At 74.0% G+C, this 19,983-nt stretch carries 18 protein-coding genes; 5 read left to right on the forward strand and 13 right to left on the reverse strand.

Annotated elements, in window-relative coordinates; genetic code table 11:
* Positions 1 to 8 precede the first annotated feature (8 nt).
* Positions 9 to 1,085: a hypothetical protein gene (locus ACI3ET_RS09040; protein WP_405032691.1), complete on the forward strand. Its 1,077-nt coding sequence runs from the start codon at positions 9 to 11 to the stop codon at positions 1,083 to 1,085.
* Positions 1,086 to 1,136: 51 nt separating this feature from the next.
* Here the strand turns inward: ACI3ET_RS09040 and ACI3ET_RS09045 are convergent, their stop codons facing one another.
* Genes ACI3ET_RS09045 through ACI3ET_RS09055 form a run of 3 tightly spaced genes read right to left on the reverse strand, consistent with a single transcriptional unit; the run spans position 1,137 to position 6,405 of the window.
* Positions 1,137 to 2,285: a glycosyltransferase gene (locus ACI3ET_RS09045; RefSeq protein ID WP_405032692.1), complete on the reverse strand. Its 1,149-nt coding sequence runs from the start codon at positions 2,283 to 2,285 to the stop codon at positions 1,137 to 1,139.
* Positions 2,282 to 4,630 carry a glycosyltransferase gene (locus ACI3ET_RS09050; RefSeq protein ID WP_405032693.1) on the reverse strand — a complete coding sequence of 783 codons (2,349 nt, stop codon included), beginning with the start codon at positions 4,628 to 4,630 and terminating at the stop codon, positions 2,282 to 2,284. The genes ACI3ET_RS09045 and ACI3ET_RS09050 overlap by 4 nt, the downstream gene beginning before the upstream one ends.
* Entirely contained in the window at positions 4,630 to 6,405 is a 1,776-nt protein-coding gene (locus ACI3ET_RS09055; protein WP_405032694.1) for an ABC transporter ATP-binding protein, read from the reverse strand. Before ACI3ET_RS09055 ends, ACI3ET_RS09050 begins: the two co-directional genes overlap by 1 nt.
* 40 nt (positions 6,406 to 6,445) lie before the next feature.
* On the opposite strand from ACI3ET_RS09055, the gene ACI3ET_RS09060 reads away from it, so the two are divergent.
* A complete protein-coding gene (locus ACI3ET_RS09060) occupies positions 6,446 to 7,705 on the forward strand; it encodes a hypothetical protein (RefSeq protein ID WP_405032695.1) in 1,260 nt (419 codons plus the stop codon).
* Entirely contained in the window at positions 7,698 to 8,540 is an 843-nt protein-coding gene (locus tag ACI3ET_RS09065) for a carbohydrate kinase family protein (RefSeq protein ID WP_405032696.1), read from the forward strand. Before ACI3ET_RS09060 ends, ACI3ET_RS09065 begins: the two co-directional genes overlap by 8 nt.
* Before the next feature lie 113 nt (positions 8,541 to 8,653).
* Here the strand turns inward: ACI3ET_RS09065 and ACI3ET_RS09070 are convergent, their stop codons facing one another.
* From ACI3ET_RS09070 to ACI3ET_RS09085, 4 genes are read right to left on the reverse strand one after another with little or no spacing between them, the layout of a single operon-like run.
* Positions 8,654 to 9,892: a glycosyltransferase gene (locus ACI3ET_RS09070; RefSeq protein ID WP_405032697.1), complete on the reverse strand. Its 1,239-nt coding sequence runs from the start codon at positions 9,890 to 9,892 to the stop codon at positions 8,654 to 8,656.
* A gap of 4 nt (positions 9,893 to 9,896) precedes the next feature.
* On the reverse strand, positions 9,897 to 10,901 hold the full coding sequence (locus ACI3ET_RS09075; protein WP_405032698.1) for a Gfo/Idh/MocA family protein: 1,005 nt from the start codon (positions 10,899 to 10,901) through the stop codon (positions 9,897 to 9,899).
* The gene (locus tag ACI3ET_RS09080; RefSeq protein WP_405032699.1) at positions 10,901 to 12,037 is read right to left on the reverse strand and encodes a DegT/DnrJ/EryC1/StrS family aminotransferase; all 1,137 of its coding nucleotides are present in this window, start codon (positions 12,035 to 12,037) and stop codon (positions 10,901 to 10,903) included. Before ACI3ET_RS09080 ends, ACI3ET_RS09075 begins: the two co-directional genes overlap by 1 nt.
* A complete protein-coding gene (locus ACI3ET_RS09085) occupies positions 12,030 to 12,638 on the reverse strand; it encodes an acyltransferase (RefSeq protein ID WP_405032700.1) in 609 nt (202 codons plus the stop codon). Before ACI3ET_RS09085 ends, ACI3ET_RS09080 begins: the two co-directional genes overlap by 8 nt.
* 69 nt (positions 12,639 to 12,707) lie before the next feature.
* Between ACI3ET_RS09085 and ACI3ET_RS09090 the strand changes: the two genes are divergently transcribed.
* On the forward strand, positions 12,708 to 13,391 hold the full coding sequence (locus ACI3ET_RS09090) for a glycosyltransferase family 2 protein (protein WP_405032701.1): 684 nt from the start codon (positions 12,708 to 12,710) through the stop codon (positions 13,389 to 13,391).
* 10 nt (positions 13,392 to 13,401) lie between these two features.
* Positions 13,402 to 13,830, forward strand: coding sequence for a DUF2304 domain-containing protein (locus ACI3ET_RS09095; RefSeq protein ID WP_405032702.1), 429 nt, complete (start codon positions 13,402 to 13,404; stop codon positions 13,828 to 13,830).
* 1 nt (position 13,831) lies between these two features.
* Here ACI3ET_RS09095 and ACI3ET_RS09100 read toward each other — a convergent pair whose 3' ends face one another.
* The 6 genes from ACI3ET_RS09100 to dxs all read right to left on the reverse strand — a co-directional run bounded on the left by ACI3ET_RS09100 (position 13,832) and on the right by dxs (position 19,972).
* Complete coding sequence (locus ACI3ET_RS09100; RefSeq protein WP_405032743.1) at positions 13,832 to 14,605, reverse strand: inositol monophosphatase family protein; 774 nt, start codon at positions 14,603 to 14,605, stop codon at positions 13,832 to 13,834.
* Positions 14,606 to 14,634: 29 nt separating this feature from the next.
* Positions 14,635 to 15,384, reverse strand: coding sequence for an SDR family NAD(P)-dependent oxidoreductase (locus ACI3ET_RS09105; RefSeq protein ID WP_405032703.1), 750 nt, complete (start codon positions 15,382 to 15,384; stop codon positions 14,635 to 14,637).
* A 22-nt stretch (positions 15,385 to 15,406) separates the two neighbouring features.
* Positions 15,407 to 15,835, reverse strand: a complete 429-nt coding sequence (locus tag ACI3ET_RS09110; protein WP_405032704.1) for an OsmC family peroxiredoxin — start codon at positions 15,833 to 15,835, stop codon at positions 15,407 to 15,409.
* A 101-nt stretch (positions 15,836 to 15,936) separates the two neighbouring features.
* Positions 15,937 to 17,115: a phosphatase domain-containing protein gene (locus ACI3ET_RS09115; protein ID WP_405032706.1), complete on the reverse strand. Its 1,179-nt coding sequence runs from the start codon at positions 17,113 to 17,115 to the stop codon at positions 15,937 to 15,939.
* Between the two features lie 45 nt (positions 17,116 to 17,160).
* Entirely contained in the window at positions 17,161 to 18,105 is a 945-nt protein-coding gene (locus tag ACI3ET_RS09120; RefSeq protein ID WP_405032707.1) for a diacylglycerol/lipid kinase family protein, read from the reverse strand.
* A 7-nt stretch (positions 18,106 to 18,112) separates the two neighbouring features.
* Complete coding sequence (dxs, locus tag ACI3ET_RS09125) at positions 18,113 to 19,972, reverse strand: 1-deoxy-D-xylulose-5-phosphate synthase (RefSeq protein WP_405032709.1); 1,860 nt, start codon at positions 19,970 to 19,972, stop codon at positions 18,113 to 18,115.
* Positions 19,973 to 19,983: the final 11 nt, after the last annotated feature.

Here is a 19,983-nt window from a genome sequence, read left to right on the forward strand (position 1 = left end):
TACTGGTCATGGGACTGCAGATCGTCGCCGTGCCGCACCCCGGGCGGCCGGGCACGGACCCACCTCGGCTGCTGGCCGGGTTCGTCGAGGCGTCGCGACGTCACCTGCTGTCGGTGCTGGGCGACGACGACCTGGCCGACAGCGCGCAGAGCCTGACGGTGGCCTACGCCGACCAGTCCTTCCGTCGCACCCTGCTCCTGGTCGCGGTCGACAGCGACCAGGTGCTCGGGGGGATCTGGCTGACGATGCCGCTGCGCGACAACACGACGCTGGCCGAGGCTGGTGTCGCCCTGGACCCCGGGGCCGACCCCGCCGAGGTCCTGCCGCTCCTGTGGGAGCACGCGCGCCCGGTCCTCGTCGCGGACGGTCGGCGCACGGCCCAGGTCTGGATGACGCACGCCGTGCACGGAGCCGGGGAGGTCATGGTCCCGCGCACGGGTGCGGGCCGGCTCAGCGGCGACCGGGCGGCGACGACCCTTCGCGACCTGGGCTTCGTGCTCGAGCAGGTGGAGCGGCACAGCGCGGTCGAGATGGCCCGGGCCCTGGCGCTGGCCGAGGACGCGGGACCGAGGGCGGCAGACGTGGCGGGCACGGCATACCGCGCCGTGAGCTGGGTGGGGTCCACCCCGCCGGAGCACCTCGAGGCGATGGCCGGTCTCATGGCGCGGATGAGCGTCGACGTGCCCACGGGAGACCTGGAGCTGGAGCCCGAGGCGTGGGACGCCGAGCGGGTCGCGCACGGTGACCGGAAGGTCGAGGCCATGGGCCGGGTGCGGGTGACGACCGTGGCCCAGCAGGTGGCCAGCGGGTCGCTGGTGGCCTACACGACGATCGACGTCCCCACCGACAAGCCGCACGTCGCCTACCAGGAGGACACCCTCGTCCACGGAGAGCACCGCGGTCACCGGCTGGGCATGCTGGTCAAGGCCGTCAACCTCGGCGTCCTGGCCGCAGCTGCGCCCCAGGTGGCCCGGATCCACACCTGGAACGCGGGAGAGAACGCGCACATGCTCGCGATCAACGAGGCGCTGGGGTTCCGTGAGCGCAGCGTGGAGGGTGGCTGGCAGCTGACGGCGCTGACGTGAGGGGGACGGTGGGCGTCGCCCCTGCGGTCCGGCGGTCCGACGACGGGGCGCTCAGCCGTTGACCCGGGCGGCGAGCGTGTCGATCGCCCGGGTCCAGCCGCGGACCTGCTCCTGGGCCGAGAGCTCGGAGGCGGCGGCGTGCGAGGCCGCCTTGAAGCCGGCGACCTGCTCGTCGGTCAGCGCGTCGAGGGCGGCGGCCAACGACTCGGCGGTGAAGTCCTCGGTCACGACGCCGAGGCCGTGGTGGCGCACGAGGTCGGCCATCTCCGGGCTGGGTCCCACGACGACGGCGAGCCGGGCCTGGACGAAGTCGAAGAACTTGTTCGGCAGGGTGAACCTGTAGTTGAAGTTGACGGGCGGCAGCACGAAGACGCCGACGTCGCACGCGGCCAGCGACTCCCCCAGTCGGTCCGGGGGGACCGGGTCGTGGAAGCGCACCCGGGGCAGGTCGGCCGCCAGCTCGCGCAGCTCCTGCAGGTAGCCGGGGTCGTTGGGCATGAGGTAGAGGTCGAGGGTCAGCGGCCGGGCGGCGGCGCGGACGGCCTCGATCATGACGTACAGGCTGCGACCCCGACGGGCCAGGCCGGAGTGGACCAGTCTCAGGGGCGACCCGACCGGGGTGGGCGACCGGTCGGCGAACGGCGCCGCGTTGGGCACGACGACGGGGCCCAGGCCGAACTCGCGCCGGTACTCCCGCGCCAGCCAGGTGCCGACGGTGCTGACCGAGTCGGCAGCGGGCGCGTAGCGGCGCAGCAGCCACCGGTAGTAGGGGGCGACGAAGAGACGCCAGCGCCAGGACTCCTCGCTCTGGCGCGACGCGTACTCGTGCAGGTCCAGGTGCAGGCCGCCCGCCGGCGCCAGGTCCAGGGCCACCGGGAGCGTGTCCGCGTCGTTGGCCAGCACCACGTCGTAGCTGCCTCGCCGTCCCTCCAGGAGGGTCCGGGTGGCGCGGACCACCGGGGAGGCGCGGTAGGCCGTCTCGAACCGTCGGGTGGCCAGGAGGCGCCGGTCCTTGTGCCAGGCGACCACGTCGTCGGGCAGGCGCAGGTGCTCGACGACGCCGTCGGGAGCCTCGCCGTAGCCGAGCGTGGTCACGGCGTAGCGCTCCGCGAAGAGGCGGACCTGACGCAGCACGCGTGCGTCGGAGCGCAACGGGCTGAAGGAGACGATCAGCAGCCGGGGACGCGGCTCGGACCTCACAGCGGCTCCTCGACCAGGTCGGCGGTGCCGTCGGCGATCGCCCGGACCGACGTGACCCACCGACGCGACTCCTCTGCGTCGGACAGCACGTGGGCGGCCGCGTGGGCGGCGGCCTTGAAAGTGGCGACCTGCTCAACGTCGAGGTGGCGCAGGACGGCCGTGAGCGAGGCGGCGTCGAAGCCGTCGGCGACCACGCCCAGCCCGTGGCGGTGCACCAGCGCGGCCATCTCCGGGCTGGGTCCGACGACGAGCGCGAGACGGGCCTGGACGTAGTCGAACACCTTGTTGGGCAGCGCGTTGGCGTTGTTGAACGACAGGGGTGGCAGGACGTGCACCCCGACGTCGTGGGCGTGGAGGGTGGTGACGAGGTCGGCGTAGGGCACCGGGTCGTGCACGGTCACCGCGCCACCGGTGCGCGACGCCTGCTCCCGCAGCTGCTGGAGGTAGGCGGGGTCGTTGGGTGTCAGGTACAGGTCGAGGGTGAGGTCCGCGCCCTCGGCGACCGCCGCGTCCACGGCGTCGACCAGGACGTGGAGGTCGCGGTTGCGCAGGCACGCGCCGGAGTGCACCAGCCGCATCGGCGACCCGACGGGCAGCGGCGCGAGATCGGCGTACGGGCTGGCGTTGGTGACCACCCCCACCTCGACGCCGAACTGCTCGGCGTACTCCTCGGCGATCCGGCCGCTGACGGTGGTGACGGCGGCGCAGCGCGGCAGGAAGCGTCGGCAGAGCCACTCCTGGTAGGGCGCGATCCGGCGCATCCAGGCCGCGTGCTCCTCGTGGAGGCGAGGAAAGTACTCGTGGAGGTCCGCGTGGACGCCGCCTCGGGGCCGGAGCGACAGGGCCAGCGGCACGGCGTCGAGGTCGTTGGCGAGGATCACGTCGGCGCCGTCCGGGGTCAGGTGCCGCCGCACCCAGCGGACGCCCGCCTGCGCCCGGTAGGCGGTCCGGTAGCCGTGGGCGGTGATGAGGCGGCCGTCGAGCCGGTTCTGCGCCGCGTCCGGGACCCGGAGGTGCGCGGTGACACCGGCGGGCGCCGGCCCGAAGCCGCAGGTCACGACGTCGAACTCGCGGCTCAGGTGGCGCACCTGCCTGAGGACGCGCGCGTCCGAGGCGATCGGGCTGAACGAGAGGACGAGGACGCGGGGTCGCTCGCCCGGCTGAGGTGCACGGGGTGCCCGTCCGGCACGGAGGCGGGCGAGCGCGGTCGCGGTGGCGGCCTCGGCGTGGGCGCGCAGGGTCGCCTCCGGGTCGAGGTTGGCGCGGGGGTCGGAGGTGAGGAGGATGTCCCACCGGGACGACGAGGCCCGGCGGGCCGACGCCGCGGCGAGGGCGTCGGTGTCGCGCGCGGTGAGGACCGCCTCCACCAGCTGCTGGTCGGCGCGGTGCAGGGCGCGCAGCGCGTCGGGCGCCATCGTGACGAGGTCGCGCGTCAGCTCCTGCACCCAGCGGGCCTCCCCCGGCCCCCAGTCCACCGGTGACGGACGACGCCGCACGGCGCCCAGGACGTGGATCCGCAGCGTCTTGACGGCGATGGCGCGGCGGGCGCGCTCGGGCAGGGCCAGGACCCACCGCTCGTCCAGGAGGCGGGCGTGGGCGGCGAGCTCGTCGGCGACCGGACGAGGGGTCGTGGTGGTGCGCGAGCCGGGGGTCGAGGGGTCCCCCGTGCCGACCAGGTAGGGCGGCAGGTCGAGGCCGTAGTCGATGCGCTCCCCCGAGGTGGCCAGCCGCAGGGACAGGGCGACGTCCTCGCCGGTCCGCAGTCCGGGGGTCAGCGGCTCGGGCAGCAGCCCCAGGTCCTCGAGCACGCTGCGCCGCAGGAGCCCGAGCGGGGCGGTCCGGTAGGCGAGCCGGTCACGCACGAGGTCGAGCTCGCGGGTGCGCCCGGGGCGGGTGCGGGGCGTCGGGACGAGCTCGCCGCGGTCGGTCTCCAGGCGCGCGACCAGCCAGGCCGAGCCCAGCTCGTCGGCGAGCGTGCCCCAGGCGGCCAGGGCCCCGTCGGCGAAGCGGTCGTCGGAGCCGACGATGCTCACGTAGCGACCGGTGGCCGCCGCGAGCCCGGTGTTGAAGGGGCCGGAGGGGCTGCCGGTGCCGTCGTGCACCTCGAGGTAGCGCACGTGGGCACAGAGGTCGGCCTCGCCGGCGTCCTCCAGGCCCCGCTCGACGCGCTCCCGCACCGCGGCGGACGCGAGCTCGTGGCAGACCACGGTCACGCGCACCCGGTGCCCGCTGGGCAGCACCCCGCGCAGGTCGGCCCCGCGGAGCGCCGAGAGCACGGTGCGCCCGACCGGGCGGTCGAGGTCGTGCACGGCGACGACCACGTCGATGTCGACGGAGGGCAGCATCAGGCCAGCCCCGACAGCCGCGCCTGGGTGGCGAACTCCGGGTGCGCGGCGACGACGTCCTCGAAGCTCCCGCGCGCCGCGATCGTGCCGCCGGTCATGAAGCAGACCTGGTCGGAGTGGCGGACCGTGGAGAGGCGGTGGGCGACCGCGATGACGGTGACCGATCCGTGCAGCTCGCGGATCGCGCGGGCGACCGCGTCCTCGGTGGTGGTGTCGAGCGAGGAGGTGGCCTCGTCGAGGACGAGGACGAGGGGATCGGCATACAGGGCCCGCGCGATCCCCAGCCGCTGCCGCTGCCCGCCGGACAGGGCCAGCCCCCGCTCGGCCACGCGCGTGCGCAGCCCGCCGCGGCCGGCGACGACCCCGCTGAGCTGGGCACGCTCCAGGGCCCGCACGACCCGCTCCTCGTCGATGTCGTCCCCCCAGGTGAGGGCGACGTTCTGGGCGATCGTGCCGTCGAAGAGGTTGACCTCCTGCGGCACGTAGCCGACCCGGGACCGCCAGGCGGCCAGCACGTCGCCGAGCGGCTGGTCGTCGACGAGGATCCGGCCGGAGGAGGGGACGAGCAGCCCCAGCACCACGTCGACGAGGGTGGACTTGCCGGCGCCCGAGGACCCCACCAGCGCGACCGAGGAGCCGAGGGGGATGTCGAGGTCGACGTCGTGCAGCGCCGGCTCGGTGGCTCCCGGGTAGGTGAACGCGACGTCCTCGAGGACGAGCCGTCGGGGCTCGGCTGCCAGCGGTTCCTGCCCGAGCCGCTCGGCCGCCTCGACGTAGCCCTGCGCAGCCTGGATGTCCGCGATGACGGCCTCCGCGTGCGGGAGGGTGGAGGCCGTCTGGGTCATGATCGACTGGAAGCGGTTGACGCTGGGGATCATCCGCATGCCGGCCACCGCGAAGAGGGCGATCGCCTCGAACGCCTGCCCCGCCCCCCCGAGCAGGTAGGACACCCCGCCGACGAGCGCGAAGCCGAGCACCAGCCCGGTGTCGGTGACGAACTTGGGCACCGAGTTGAGGAACATCAGGTGCGAGCGGGCGCGCGTGGCGTGCACCCGGTTGGCGTGCACCAGGGTGGCGACCTCGTCGGCCTTGCCGCGCAGGGTCACCTCCTTCAGGGCCCCCATCATCTCGGTCATCAGGCCGGCGACCTTGAACGAGTAGTCGCGTCCCACGCGGCCCGCCACGACCGCACGGGGCGAGATCACGACATACATGAGCACGGCGAGCCCGCCGAGGTAGCCGAAGGTGATGAGGGCGGTGAGCGGCTGCGCCACGAGCAGCACCACCAGCACGGCGGCGAAGGTCGCCAGCTCGGCCGGCAGGGAGGCGGCCGGGAGCAGCAGCCCGGTGGTGGTGTTGGCGATGCCGACGTCGGCCAGGCGGACCAGCTGGGCGGTGTTGCGCCGCAGCCGCTCGGTCCAGGGGGCGCGGATGTAGGCGCCGAAGAGCCGGTCGCCGATGACGAGGTCGTAGGCCGCCAGGCGCGACGCGACCACCCACTGCAGCACGAGCGCCGCCAGGCCCTTGACGACCACGAGGAGGCAGATGCCGCCCAGGAGCCAGGCGTAGCGCTCGGGCTCGACCTCGCCGATCAGGGGCAGGGAGACCGGCCGGTCCTGGATCATCGGGGCCAGGGTGAGCGCCAGCAACGACAGGGCGAGGATGTCGACGACCGCGAGGAGGCTCGCGAGCACGGCATACCCGCCGAGGAAGGCGCGGGTGGAGGGCGGCAGGAGGGGCAGCAGCCGACGCAGGGCACGCCACAACCGGCTCACGCGCACCACCTCGTCATGGCGACCATCGTAGGCTGCCGGTGTGCCCGATCCCGTGAGCTCCGTGCGCCGGTGGGCCTGGCGGGCCGTCGGCGCCCTCCCCGCCCCCGTGCGCGACCTCGCCACCGTCCCCGTGCGACGACGCGCGGACGCCGAGCTGCGCGCCCTCGCACCGATGCCGCCGGCACGCCGGCGTCTCTACCTCGGTCCGTGGAACACCGCTGGGCAGGCCTACGCGTGGGCGCGGGCGGTCGAGCAGCACCTGCCGGACACTGCCGCCCAGAACCTGTGGGCCCAGCGCTCGGCCGCGCAGGCCCACTTCCACTACCCCGCCGACCACCACCTCTCGGTGCTGGCCCAGCGCGGCCACGTCCGGGAGATCCACGGCGAGCGGGTGCTGCGCGAGGCGACGCACGTCGTCCTCGAGTCGGGTCGGCCGGTGCTCGCCGACTTCCACGCCGGCACGATGCTCACGGACCTGCCCGCGCTGGACGCGGTCGGGGTGGAGCACGCGGTGCTCTACCACGGCAGCGAGATACGGGACCTGCGCGAGCACGCCGAGCGCTACCCCCACTCCCCCTTCGGTGGCGGGTGGGACGACTACTTCCGCACCGTGCAGTCCGTCGTCGACAAGAACCGCGCCGACCTGGAGCGGTATGCCGTCGCCGGGGGGCGGGTGCTCGTCTCCACACCCGACCTCCTCGACGCGGTGCCCGGAGCGACGTGGCTGCCGCTGGTCGTGGACGTGGAGCGCTTCGCGACGGCGGCCGAGGGGACGGGGGTCGTCCCGCTGGAGCGGAAACGCCCGGTGGTGCTGCACGCCCCGTCGAACCCCCGGCTCAAGGGGACCGAGGTGGTGGAGGAGGTCCTGGCGCGTATGGAGCGTGCCGGGCTCCTCGAGTACCGACGCGTGCGCGGGGTGCCGCACGCGCAGATGGCCGGCTTCGTCGCCGACGCGGACGTGGTCGTGGACCAGCTGGTCCTCGGCAACCCCGGCGTGCTGCTGGCCGAGTCCCTGGCCGCCGGCCGGGTCGTCGTCTCCCACCTGACGCCGGCCGTGAGGGCACGGATGGACGAGGCGGACGCCGGGCTGGGGGGCAGGGGTGCGGTCGACGGTGGGGTGCCGGTGGTGGAGGCGGACGCCGAGAGCTTCGAGGCGGTGATGCACGAGCTGCTGAACGGGCGTGCCGCAACGCACGAGGTCGCTGCCCGGGGCCCGGGGTGGGTCCGCCGTCACCACGACGGTCGTCGGGCGGCCGCGGTGCTCGGCGGGTGGATGGGCGTGGAGCCTGTCGGTGGCTGAGGCCCTCGTCGTCTCCGGCGCCTCCTGGAACCGGATGATCTATCTCCCCGAGCTGCCCCGCGGCGGGTCGCAGACGATCTTCGCCACCGGCAGCCACGAGGCGGTCGGCTCCAGCGGCGCGGGCAAGGCGCTGAACCTGCGGGCCTGCGGCGCGGACGTGGCGCTGTGGTGCCGGCTCGGGGACGACGAACCGGGCCGGCGGGTCAGGCGCGACCTCGGGGCCGCCGGTGTGGAGCTGCTCGTCGAGGCCGACCCGGCCGGCACGATGCAGCACACCAACCTCATGGACCCGGACGGGGGCCGGGTCTCGATCTTCGTCGAGAGCGGGTCGCTGGAGGACCCGGTCGGGGAGCCGTGGCGCTCGGCGCTGGTGGAGCGTGCCAGGAGCGCGGACGTCGTGGCGGTCACCATCTTCGAGCAGACCCGTTCCCTGCTCGCGCCGCTGCGGGCGGCGGGTGTCCCCCTGTGGGTCGACGTGCACGACTACGACGGGGTGGCGGCCTACCACCGTGACTTCGTCGAGGCCGCAAGCATGCTCCAGCTCAGCTCGGTGGCCCTGCCGGGCTGGCGCAGCTTCGCCGAGGGGCGGGTCGAGGCGGGCACGGTCGCGGTCCTGTGCACGCACGGGGCGGAGGGGGCGTCGGTGGCTACGGTCGACGGCTGGGTCGAGGTCCCTGCCGTCCCGGTGCCGGCGCCGGTCGACACCAACGGCGCGGGGGACGCCTTCTTCGCCGGGTTCGCCTCGGCGTGGGTGGAGGGGCTGGACGTGGCGGCGTGCGGTGCCCGGGGCGCGGCGCGCGCCGCCGTGGCGGTCGCCTCCCGCGGGCTGGCCTGACGCCGGGCCGCGACGCTCGGGTGGCCCGCCGCCCACGGGGTGCGCGGCCAGGCACCGGGCCTGGCGGGCGCGTAGGCAGGGACCGGTTCCATCGCTGCAGGGTGGCACCAGCCTCAGCGCCGAGGCAGGACCACCTCCGCTGCGGCCTCGCCCGTCGCCGCGAGGCTCCGGTGCTCCCGCACCCAGGCCGTCCGGTGCCCGGCACCCTCGGACGGGGCCCCGCGCAGGGCGCGGAGCATCGCGGACGCCACCGCGCGCACGTCGTAGGCCACGGGTTCGCCGAGGGCGTACCCGCGGAGGTCGGCGGCGGCGGGGCCCGGCCCCGCGAAGACGACGGGGGTTCCGCAGGCCAGTGCGGCGATGACCTTGGTGGGGTAGGCGAAGTCGTAGCCGACCCCGGGGCGCACGCTGACCAGGGCCGCCGCGGCGCCCCGCAGCCACGCGGCCGCCTCGGCGGGCGGAACGAGGGGCCTCAGCTCGATCGCCCCGACCGGGACCTCGTCCCGGACCCGTTGCAGCACAGGCCAGGACGAGCCCTGGCCCAGGAACACCAGTCGCGCGCCAGGTTCGTCGCGCAGGACCTCGCGCAGCGCCTCCGCGAAGATCTCGGCGCCCTGCCACTCCGAGGCCGTGCCGGCATAGACCAGGTAGGGCGTGCTCGGCGCGTCCGGGTGCCGCTCCCCCTCGGGCGTGAAGACGCTCGTGTCGATCCCGTTGGGCACCACGGTGATCGGCGTCCCGGGCCCGGCCAGGGCGCTGACCCGCTCGGCGACGCCGTCAGAGACGGCCACGACGTCGCGGGCGCCGCGCAGGGCGAAGGTCTCGACGGCCCGCATGATCGCGACGACCGGCCGCGGTGCGCCCGTCGAGGCGGTCGCGTCCGACCAGACGTCGGCGGCGTAGTACACGTAGGGGACGCGGCCCCCGACCACCGACCGCAGGGTCAGGACGACCCGGGTCACCGCTCCGGTGGTGGGCGGTGGCTCGACGACGACGACGTCGGGTCGGGGCGTGGTGAGCAGGCGCCACGCCAGGGGCAGGTCGAAGGAGAGGTAGGGCAGGTAGCCGCGGACGTAGCCGGTGCGGTCGCGCAGCACCGGCCACCGGCCCACCCCGACGTGCGAAGGCACAGCCGCGTCGGGGTCGGTGCCGACGGCGCGCAGGGACGGCGGCGGGTTGCTGGTCAGCACCCGTACCTCGGCGCGGGAGGCCAGGGAGGTGACCAGCGCGCGGAGGCGGAAGGTGGCCGCGGCCGCCTCGGGCACGAAGATCCGGGAGGCGAGCACCACCCGGCGCGTCCGGTCCGGTCGCGTCACCGCCACCCGGCGCGTCCGGTCGGATCGGGCGGGCACGGGGTCACAGGTGGACGGTCTGCCCGGTGGAGGCGGAGGTCAGGATGGCTTCGACGACGCGGAGGGTGTGGACGCCCTCGGCCATGGACACGGCGTCCGAGGGTCTGCCCCAGAGGGCGTCGCGGAAGTTCTCCTGCTCCACGCGCAGCGGTTCGCGGCGGGCGATGGCGTAGCGCACCGAGTCGCCCTCGGACACGCCGCGGAAGGCTGAGACCTGGTCCCACTCGGTGGTGACGTCGCCGTTGGCCACGAACGTCAGGTCCCCGGTCAGGGTGTTGGCCACGAACGCACCCTTCTCCCCCGTCGCGACGGTCTGGCGCACCTTCAGCGGGGAGAGCCAGTTCACGGTGTGGGAGACGATGATCCCGTTGGCCAGCCGCCCGGTGGCCACGACCATGTCCTCGTGCTCCCGACCGGAGCGGTGCGTCACCTGCCCGGCGACCACCTCGTAGGGCGAGCGGGCGATCCAGGACGTGAGGTCGATGTCGTGGGTGGCCAGGTCCTTGACCACGCCCACGTCGGCGATCCGCGCCGGGAACGGACCCTGGCGGCTGGTCGTGATCTGGTAGACCACGCCCAGCTCCCCGGCCTCGATCCGCCGCCGCATCTGCAGCAGCGCCGGGTTGCACCGCTCCACGTAGCCGACCGCACCGACCAGGCCGGCGGACCTGAACGCGTCCGCGACCCGCTGCCCCGACTCCGCCGTCGCCGCGATCGGCTTCTCCACCATCGCGTGCACCCCCGCCGCCGCCAGCGCCAGCGCGACCTCCTCGTGCAGGTAGGTCGGCACCGCGACCATCGCCGCGTCGATCCCCGCCCCGATCAGCGCGTCCACGTCGGGAAGCACCGCCAGCCCACCGGCGACCCGGTGCCGGTCCCCGACCGGGTCCGCGACCGCGACCAGCTCCATCCCCTCCACCTCACGGATCACCCGCGCGTGGTGCCGGCCCATCGAGCCCAGCCCGATCAGGCCCATCCGCACCGGCCTGCCCTCCTCCAGCGTCCCCATCAGGCGCCCGCCCCCAGGACCGCGTGGACCGCGGCGCCGACCCGCTCCAGGTCACCGGTGGACAGCGAGGGGTGCACCGGCAGGCTGATGACCTCCGCCGCCGCCCGCGCGGTCTGCGCCAGCTCGACCTCGGGGGCGAAGCGCGCCAGCGAGACCAGCTCGTGGTTCGGCGTCGGGTAGTACACCCCGCACCCCACCCGGTGCTCCTCCCGCAGCGCCTGCACCACCCGGTCCCGCTCCGCCGCGGACGCGCCGTCGACGCGGACCGTGTACTGGTGGTAGACGTGCGTACAGCCATCGCGCACCGTCGGCACCACCACCACCCCGGACAGCGCCTCGTCCAACCACGCCGCGTTGGCCTGCCGCTGCGCCGTCCACCCCCACACCTTCCTCAGCTGCACCCGCCCGATCGCGGCATGGATGTCGGTCATCCGGTTGTTCAGCCCCACCACCTCGTTGGCGTACTGCTTCTCCATCCCCTGGTTGCGCAGCAGCCGCACCCCCCGGGCGATCTCCTCGTCCGCGCACGCGACCATCCCCCCCTCACCCGAGGTCATGTTCTTCGTCGGGTACAGGCTGAACATCCCGAACACCCCGAACGACCCCACCGGAGCCCCGTGGTAGGACGCCCCGTGCGCCTGCGCCGCGTCCTCGAACAGCACCAGCCCGTGCTCGGCGGCCACCTCCCCCAGCCCGTCCATGTCCGCCGGGTGACCGTACAGGTGCACCGGCATCACCGCCGCCGTGCGGTCGGTCACCGCCTCCCGCACGCTGGCCGGGTCCAGGTTGAACGTGTCCGCGCTGATGTCCGCGAACACCGGCGTCGCCCCCGTCAGCGCCACCGCGTTCGCGGTCGCCGCGAACGTGAACGAGGGCACGATCACCTCGTCCCCCACCCCGATCCCCGCCGCCAGCAACCCCAGGTGCAGCCCCGAGGTCCCCGAGTTCACCGCCACGCACGTCCGCCCACCCACCAGCACCTGCGCGAACTCCACCTCGAACGCCGCCACCTCCGGACCCTGCGCCACCATCCCCGAGCGCATCACCCGGTCCACCGCCGCCCGCTCCTCCTCACCGATCAACGGCCTCGCCGCAGGAATCATGGGCTGCTCGGTCGTGCGCTCGGTCTCAGTCATGGGTGTCGCCTTCCTCGGTGAGGGTGCCGTCGTGCTCGCGGTAGAGGGTGCCGGTCGTCGGGCACCGCCAGCGGCCCGGGGTCGTGTCGGGCTCGAGCGGGTGGCCGGCGCGGCCCACCCACCCGACCTGCCGGGCCGGGACGCCGACGACCAGCGCGTGCGCCGGGACGTCGCGGGTGACGACGGCTCCGGCCGCCACCGTGGCCCACGCCCCGATCGTCACCGGGGCCACGCAGACGGCCCGGGCCCCGACCGAGGCACCCCGTCCGATGGTCACGCCGACCGGTTCCCAGTCGGTCGCGCTCTTGAGCGAGCCGTCCGGGTTGATCGCCCTCGGGAAGGTGTCGTTCGTCAGCACCGCGGCGGGTCCGACGAAGACCCCGTCCGCCAGCTGGGCGGGCTCGTAGACCAGCGCGTAGTTCTGGATCTTGCAGTGGTCGCCGAGCCGCACCCCGGTGCCGATGTAGGCCCCCCTGCCGATCACGCAGCCCCGGCCCAGCACCGCGCCCTCACGCACCTGCGCGAGGTGCCACACCGAGCAGTCGTCGTCGACGGTCGCGTCCGGGGAGACGTCGGCGCTGTCCATGATGCGTGTCGTCACACCACTCCTTCGTCGGGCTTCGTCGGGCTTCGTCGGGCATCCCGCGGACGGTGCGGGACAATGCTCGGTATGACCTTATCGCCCCCGCTCGACGACGCCTGGCTCGTCGTCCCGCTCTTCAACGAGGAGGCGGTGGTCGAGGGGGTGCTCCGCGCCGCGCGGGAGGTGTTCCCGCACGTGGTGTGCGTCGACGACGCCTCGACCGACGCGTCGGCGGCGCGTGCGGAGGCCGCGGGTGCCGTGGTCGTGCGGCACCCGTTCAACCTCGGTCAGGGGGCGGCGCTGCAGACCGGTATGCGGTACGTGCTCGAGGCGACGGACGCGGCCTACCTGGTGACCTTCGACGCCGACGGGCAGCACCGCGTGGAGGACGCGGCAGCGATGGTGCAGCGGGCCCACGACGAGGACCTGGCGGTCGTCTTCGGGTCACGCTTCCTCGACGACCGGACCCGGCCCGGGCGGGTCAAGAAGGTCGTCCTCAAGGCGGCTGTGTGGCTGACCAACCAGCAGACCGGGTTACGGCTGACCGACGCGCACAACGGACTGCGGGTGATCCGGAGGGACGCGGCCGCAGCGCTGGACCTGCGGCAGAACCGCATGGCCCACGCCACGGAGATCGTGCTGCAGCTGGGCCGGACCGGGCTGCCGTGGGCCGAGCACCCCGTGCACGTGCTCTACACGGACTACAGCAGGGCCAAGGGCCAGTCGCTGATGAACTCCGTCAACATCCTCATCGACACCCTGATGAAGTGAGGCCGGCCCGATGCTCGACCGACTGATGGACCAACCGCTCGACCAACCGCTGATCAAGATCGTCCTGCTCGTCGCGATCGTCGTGGTCACGGGCATGCTCAACGCGTCGTCGGCCGGGGCCCGGCACCAGGCGGTGCGTCGCCTGCTCCTCATCGGTTTCGTGCTGCTGGCCGCCATCGCGGTGCTGTTCCCCCGGCTGCTCACCCAGCTCGCGCAGGTCCTCGGGGTGGGCCGCGGTGCCGACCTGCTGCTCTACGGGCTGACGGTCTTCTTCCTCGGCTACGTGGCGTCCTCCTACCGCCGGATGCGGCAGATGGAGCAGCAGGTCACGACCCTGGCCCGGGAGCTGGCCCTGCGCGCCGCCGTGCACGACACGACCGAGCACCCGGACCACCACGAGGACAGCCCGCCCGACGACGGGGCCGACGCAGCACGGTAGGTCAGCAGTGGTCCTGCAGGGTCCGCAGCACCTCCGGCGAGGCTGCGGCGACGATGCCGCGCACCGGGGTGCCGGGCGCGTAGTCCTCGCCGTCGACCGACCCGACCGCGCCCCCGACCTCCTCGACCATGAGCGAGCCCGGGGCGTGGTCCCAGGGCATCGTCCCGACGTAGACGAGGGCGTCGCAGACGCCCTCGGCGAGCTGGGGATAGTCGATGCCGCAGCTGACCCAGGTGAGCTCCAGCGGCCCGACGGGGCCCAGCATGGCGCCGACCTGCTTGCGCCGCGAGGTCCGCGCCCGCCACCGGGCCGGGTCCGTCGCCGGGGCGGCGCGGACGACCCGCTGGCCGTTGCGCCACAGCCCCGCCCCCCGCTCGGCGACGTAGGCCAGCCGGTGCTGAGGCTGCCAGATCCACGCCCTCACGGTGCGGCCCCCGCGGGTCTCGGCGACCATCACCGCGTGGTCCGGCGACCCGTGCACGAAGTTGCGCGTCCCGTCCACCGGGTCGACGGTGAAGGCGTGCTCCGCGGCGCGGAACGCCGGCAGCAGGCCCGGGTTCTCGGCATACGCCTCCTCCCCCAGCACCAGCGCCTCCGGGTAGGCCTCGCGCAGCGCTGCGGTGATGATCACCTCGGCCTCCCGGTCGGCCACCGTGACGTAGTCCTCCGGGTGGGACTTGGACCCGACGTCGCCCTCGGCCAGTGCCCGGAAGCGCGGGTCGATCACCTCCGCGGCGGTCTCCTGGAGCAGGGTCAGCACGGTCTGGGTGTCCATGGGCACGGGCACCACCCTGTCACGTCCGCTCAGCCGGTGGAGCGGTGCACCTTGTGCTGGGCCGCCTGGGCGACCGGACGCACCACCATCCGGTCGATGTTGACGTGCCGCGGCCGGGCGGCCACCCAGGCGACGCACTCCGCGATGTCGTCCTCGACCAGCGGCTCGGCCACGCCCGCGTAGACCTTGGCCGCTGCCTTCTCGTCGCCGTGGAAGCGGGTCCGGGAGAAGCCCTCGGACCTGACCATCCCCGGCGCGATCTCGCTGATCCGCACGTCGGTGCCGCTCAGCTCGAGGCGGAGGGTGTCGACGACGGCGCGCTCGGCGAACTTCGCCGCGCAGTAGCCGCCGCCGCCCTCGTAGGCCACGAGCCCCGCCGTCGAGCCGATGACGACGATCGTCCCGTGGTCCGCGGTCGTGAGGGCCGGCAGCAGGGCCTTGGTCACCGCCGCGGTGCCGATGACGTTGGTCTCGTACATCGCCCGCCACTCGTCGAGGTCGGCGGACGCCACGGGGTCGAGCCCCAGGGCGCCCCCCGCGTTGTTGACGAGCACGTCCAGCCGCTCCCCCACTGCCTCCGCCAGCCGGGCGACGTCCCCCGGGCTCGTGACGTCGACGACGAGCGCACGCCCGCCGATCTCCTGGGCCACCTGCTCGACGCGCTCGGCCCGCCGCGCGGTGACCCACACGTCATACCCGTCCTGGGCCAGCCGTCTGGCGCAGGCGGCGCCGATGCCGCCGCTCGCCCCCGTCACCACGGCCGTCGGTCTCGTGCTCATGCTGGGTGCCTCCCCGCCCCGGTCAGACCAGGGAGGCCGAGAGGGTGATCTCGGTCCCGGTGAGCGCCTTGGAGACCGGGCAGCCCTCCTTGGCCGCCTCCGCGAGCCGTTGGAAGTCCTCGTCCTCGAGCCCCTCGACCTGCGCCTGGACCGTGAGGTGGACGCCCGAGATCGCGGGGACCGTCGGGTCGAAGGTGACCTCGGCGACCGTGTCGATCCGGGTGGGCGGCGTGCCGTTCTTGTCCAGGACGTTGGAGAACGCCATCGAGTAGCAGGAGGCGTGGGCCAGCCCGATGAGCTCCTCGGGGTTCGTCGTCCCCCCGTGCTCCTCGGTGCGGGCCTTCCAGCTGATGTCGAAGGTGGCGAGCTTGGAGCTGTCCAGGCTCGCGGTGCCCGACCCGCCCGTGAGGTTGCCGGTCCAGGACGCGCTTGCCCTGCTGGTGAGTGCCATGGGTCTTCACAAACCTCTCGTCGGCCGCCCGGCCGGTCCGGACGTGCGTCGTGCCCCACTCTGCCCCGGCCCGCCCCCGCCCCGCCACCCGGGGTCCCCGGTCAGACCTGCGTCAGAGCCTCGATCGCGGCCACGTCGGCGGCCAGCTGGCGCTCCAGCCGGCTGCGCTGCTCGGGCGTCAGGTCCACCAGCCCCAGACCCAGTCGGGTCGCCTCCGCGACCGTGCGCGCCTGGTCGGGCCGGATCAGCCCGGCCCGCAGCGCGTGGGCGGCCGCTCCGGCGTAGGTGTCGAAGACGTGGACTCCGTCCACGGCGCGCTCGGCCCGCTGCTCCGGGGTGAGGTCGGTGACGTTGTGCAGGAGCGTGGCGACGATGTGCTGGGGGTCGCGAGCGTGCATCTGGGCGCCCACGTCGCCGTCGGCCTGCCCGCTGTCACCGATGAAGACCATCCGGCACTCCGGGAAGAGGAGCCTGTCACGCTCCATGTTCTGGATCTTGCGCTCGGCGATCGCGGCCTTGGTGTGCAGGTTGAGCAGCGAGCCGCCGAGCACCGAGTGCGGCGGGAGCCCGAGGTGCGACAGGTGGTTGCGGGTGTACTGCTCCACGAGGCCGCGCGGACCGCCCGGGCGTGCGGTGACGAAGGTGAGGTCGCCGGCGCGGTTGGGCTGCTCGGCGGCGCCGTCGTCGAGGGCCTGCAGGAGCGCGACGACCCCCGGGTAGATCGTGCCCCGCGGGTAGCGGTCGTCGTGGATGGCGCAGGTCAGGGTGTCGTCGATGTCGCAGAGCACCCGCAGGTCGGAGGTGGGGTCGACGCCCGCCTGCGCGGCGATGTGCGCCAGGAGCCGGTCGGCGAGGTCGTCGTCCAGGTCGTCGAAGACGAGGTGCTCGAGGTCGTGGTGGTCCTTGGCGTGGTTGAGGTGGTACTTCAGGTCGTGGAAGGCGGCCCCCTCGGAAGCCAGCATCACCCCGACCAGCCGCTCCTGGTGCTCGCGCCCCATCCCCATGCCGTGCAGGCAGGACAGGACCACGCCCAGGCTGGCGGCCGAGAGCTCGGCGCGACGCTCGCGCAGGAGCAGGTCGAGCATCTGGGTGCGGTGGTCCGGTCCCCAGAGGTGGTCGTCGACGTCGCCGAGCGTCCGGGGCAGGTCGAGGTCGGCCAGCACCGCGTCGAGCTCTCCCTCGGGGGTCTGGCGCAGGATCGTCAGCACCTGCTGCTCGGCGTCCCTGCCGGTGCGCCAGCCGTCGGTCAGGGTGGTGATCTGGAGTGCGCGCGGGTCCATGTCCTCAGTCGACCACACCGTCAGCGCCCTGCTCCACCTGGCGCGTCATCGCGCCACGGACAGGGCCGCCGGCTCCAGCCGGACGCGGGCCTCGACGACGTGGTGCACCACGTCGCCGTCCACCTGGGCCGGGACCGGGACGTCCGAGCGGACCACGACCTCGCGCGCGGTGCGGTAGCGCAGGGCGGGGTGGTCCGGTGGGTGGTGCCTCCTCGTCGACAGCCCGGTGCGGGCCACCCGGATCCAGCCGATGGGCCCGTCCGGGGAGACCAGGACGAGGTGCAGGAGGCCGTCGTCCAGCCCCGCACCCGGCACCACGCGGGCTCCCCCGGGCAGCCGCGCGGCGTTGACGGCCAGCAGGCTCCACAGGGGTCCGGCGTCCACCGGCCGTCCGTCACCGGTGAGCGTCAACGGGTGGCCGGGCCTGAGCAGCCGCCGCAGGCCCGGCCAGAAGTAGGCGAGCCAGCGGACCCTGGCCTTCTGCGCCGGTCGGACCGCCGCCAGCGTCGCGGCGTCGTGCCCCAGACCGGTCACGACGAGGAACGGGTGCTCCTCCCCCGCGCCGACGGCGTCCAGCAGCAGTGCGCGACCGAGGTCCGTCGGACGTCCCGGGCCGGTCACGGCCAGCCGGGCGGCCGCAGCCAGGTCGCTCAGCGGCAGCCGCGCGCTGCGCGCGAAGAGGTTGGCGGTCCCCACCGGCACGACACCCAGCGTGACGACCGCGGCGTGGTCCGCCGCGATCGGGGCAGCCCCGGCCAGGGCACCGGCGACCAGCCGGGCCGTCCCGTCACCCCCGGCCACGACCACGCGCCCTACCCCCTGGCTCACGGCATACCTCGCCTGGTCCGGGCCGGGCTGCTCGACCGTGGTCTCCAGCACCAGCGGTCTCCCCAGTCCGGCTGCCGCACAGGCGGACTCGACCGCGCGACGGGCGGCCGGCGCGCGGCGGGAGGAAGGGTTGAGGACGAGGGCGACCCGGGGGCCGGTCACCGGCCGGTCAGGCCAGCTGGGCGGACAACGACGTGGCGACCGCGTCCGGGGTCAGGCCGATCCGGTCGAGGACCTGCCCGCGGGAACCGTGGTCCAGGAACTCCTGGGGTATGCCGTACGCGTGCACCGGGACGCGCACGTCGGCCTCCGCGAGGGCCTGGCCGACGCGGCCGGCGATCCCGCCGACGAGGCTGTCCTCGACGACCGCGACCGCGCGAGCGGGGCGGGCCAGCTCGACGACGGCCGGGCTCACCGGCAGGACCCAGCGGGGGTCGACGACGAGGACCGAGCGGCCCTCGGCCTCCAGCTTGTCGGCGACCTCGAGGGCGGTCAGCGCCATCGAGCCGACGCCGACCAGGAGCAGGTCGAGCGGTCCGTCGGTCGCCGGCTCGCGCAGGACGTCGACGCCGTCGACCGAGCGCAGCGCCTCGATGGGGGCACCGACGGTGCCCTTGGGGAAGCGGACGACCGTGGGAACGTCCTCGACCTCGACGGCCTCGCGGAGAGCGAGCGCGACCTGCTGCCCGTCCCGCGGCGCGGCCACCCGCACGCCGGGCACCATGCTCAGCAGGGTGAGGTCCCACATGCCGTTGTGGCTCGCGCCGTCGGTGCCGGTGATCCCGGCCCGGTCGAGCACGAAGGTGACGCCCTGGCGGTGCAGGGCGCAGTCCATGAGCAGCTGGTCGAAGGCGCGGTTGAGGAAGGTGGCGTAGATGCACACCACCGGGTGCAGGCCGGCGTAGGAGAGCCCCGCCGCCATCGTGACCGCGTGCTGCTCGGCGATCCCGACGTCGAAGACACGGTCGGGGAAGCGCTCGGCGAACGGCTGCAGCCCCACCGGGATGAGCATCGCCGCGGTGAGCGCCACGATGTCGCTGCGCTCCTTGCCCAGGCGGACCAGCTCGTCGCTGAACTCGTCGGTCCAGCTGCGCCCCGACAGCTCCAGGGGCAGGCCGGTCTCGGGGTTGATGACGCCCACGGCGTGGAAGCGGTCGGCCTCGTCGGCCGTGGCGGGGTCGTAGCCGTGGCCCTTCTCGGTGATCGCGTGGACGAGCACGACCCCGCCGTAGTCGTGGGCGCGGCGCAGCGCGGTCTCCATCGCCTCGACGTCGTGGCCGTCGACGGGGCCGATGTACTTCAGGCCCAGGTCCTCGAACATGCCCTGCGGGCTGATGATGTCCTTGAGGCCCTTCTTCATCCCGTGGAGGGTGTCGAAGACCTGCTTGCCGACGACCGGCGTGCGGTGGAGCTGGCGCTTGCCCCAGGACAGGACGTTCTCGTACTCCTGGGTGGCGCGGAGCGAGGCGAGGTAGTCGGCCATCCCGCCGCGGGTCGCGGCGTAGGAACGTTCGTTGTCGTTGATGACGATGATGAGCGGCAGGTCGCGGTGGTCGGCGATGTTGTTGAGCGCCTCCCACGCCATGCCCCCGGTCAGCGCACCGTCACCGATGACCGCGACCGTGTGCCGGTCGTGCTGGCCCGTGAGCTGCCGTCCGGTGGCGATGCCGATCGCCCAGGACAGCGAGGTGGAGGCGTGCGAGTTCTCGACGACGTCGTGGTCGGACTCGGCGCGGCTGGGGTAGCCCGAGAGCCCGTCCTGGGTGCGCAGGGTGGAGAAGTCGTGCCGACCGGTGAGCAGCTTGTGGACGTAGGAGATGTGCCCGGTGTCGAACAGGATCGTGTCGCGCGGGGAGTCGAAGACCCGGTGGAGGGCGATCGTCAGCTCGACGACCCCGAGGTTGGGGCCCAGGTGTCCGCCGGTGCGCGAGACCGAGTCGATGAGGTAGTCGCGGATCTCCTGCGCCAGCCGGTCCACCTGGCTGGGCGAGAGCCGTTTGAGGTCGCTCGGGCCGTTGATGGTCCTCATGAGTCCCACGT

Origin of the sequence: Ornithinimicrobium jinqii (assembly GCF_045032595.1) — a bacterium.
Classification (GTDB): domain Bacteria; phylum Actinomycetota; class Actinomycetes; order Actinomycetales; family Dermatophilaceae; genus Ornithinicoccus.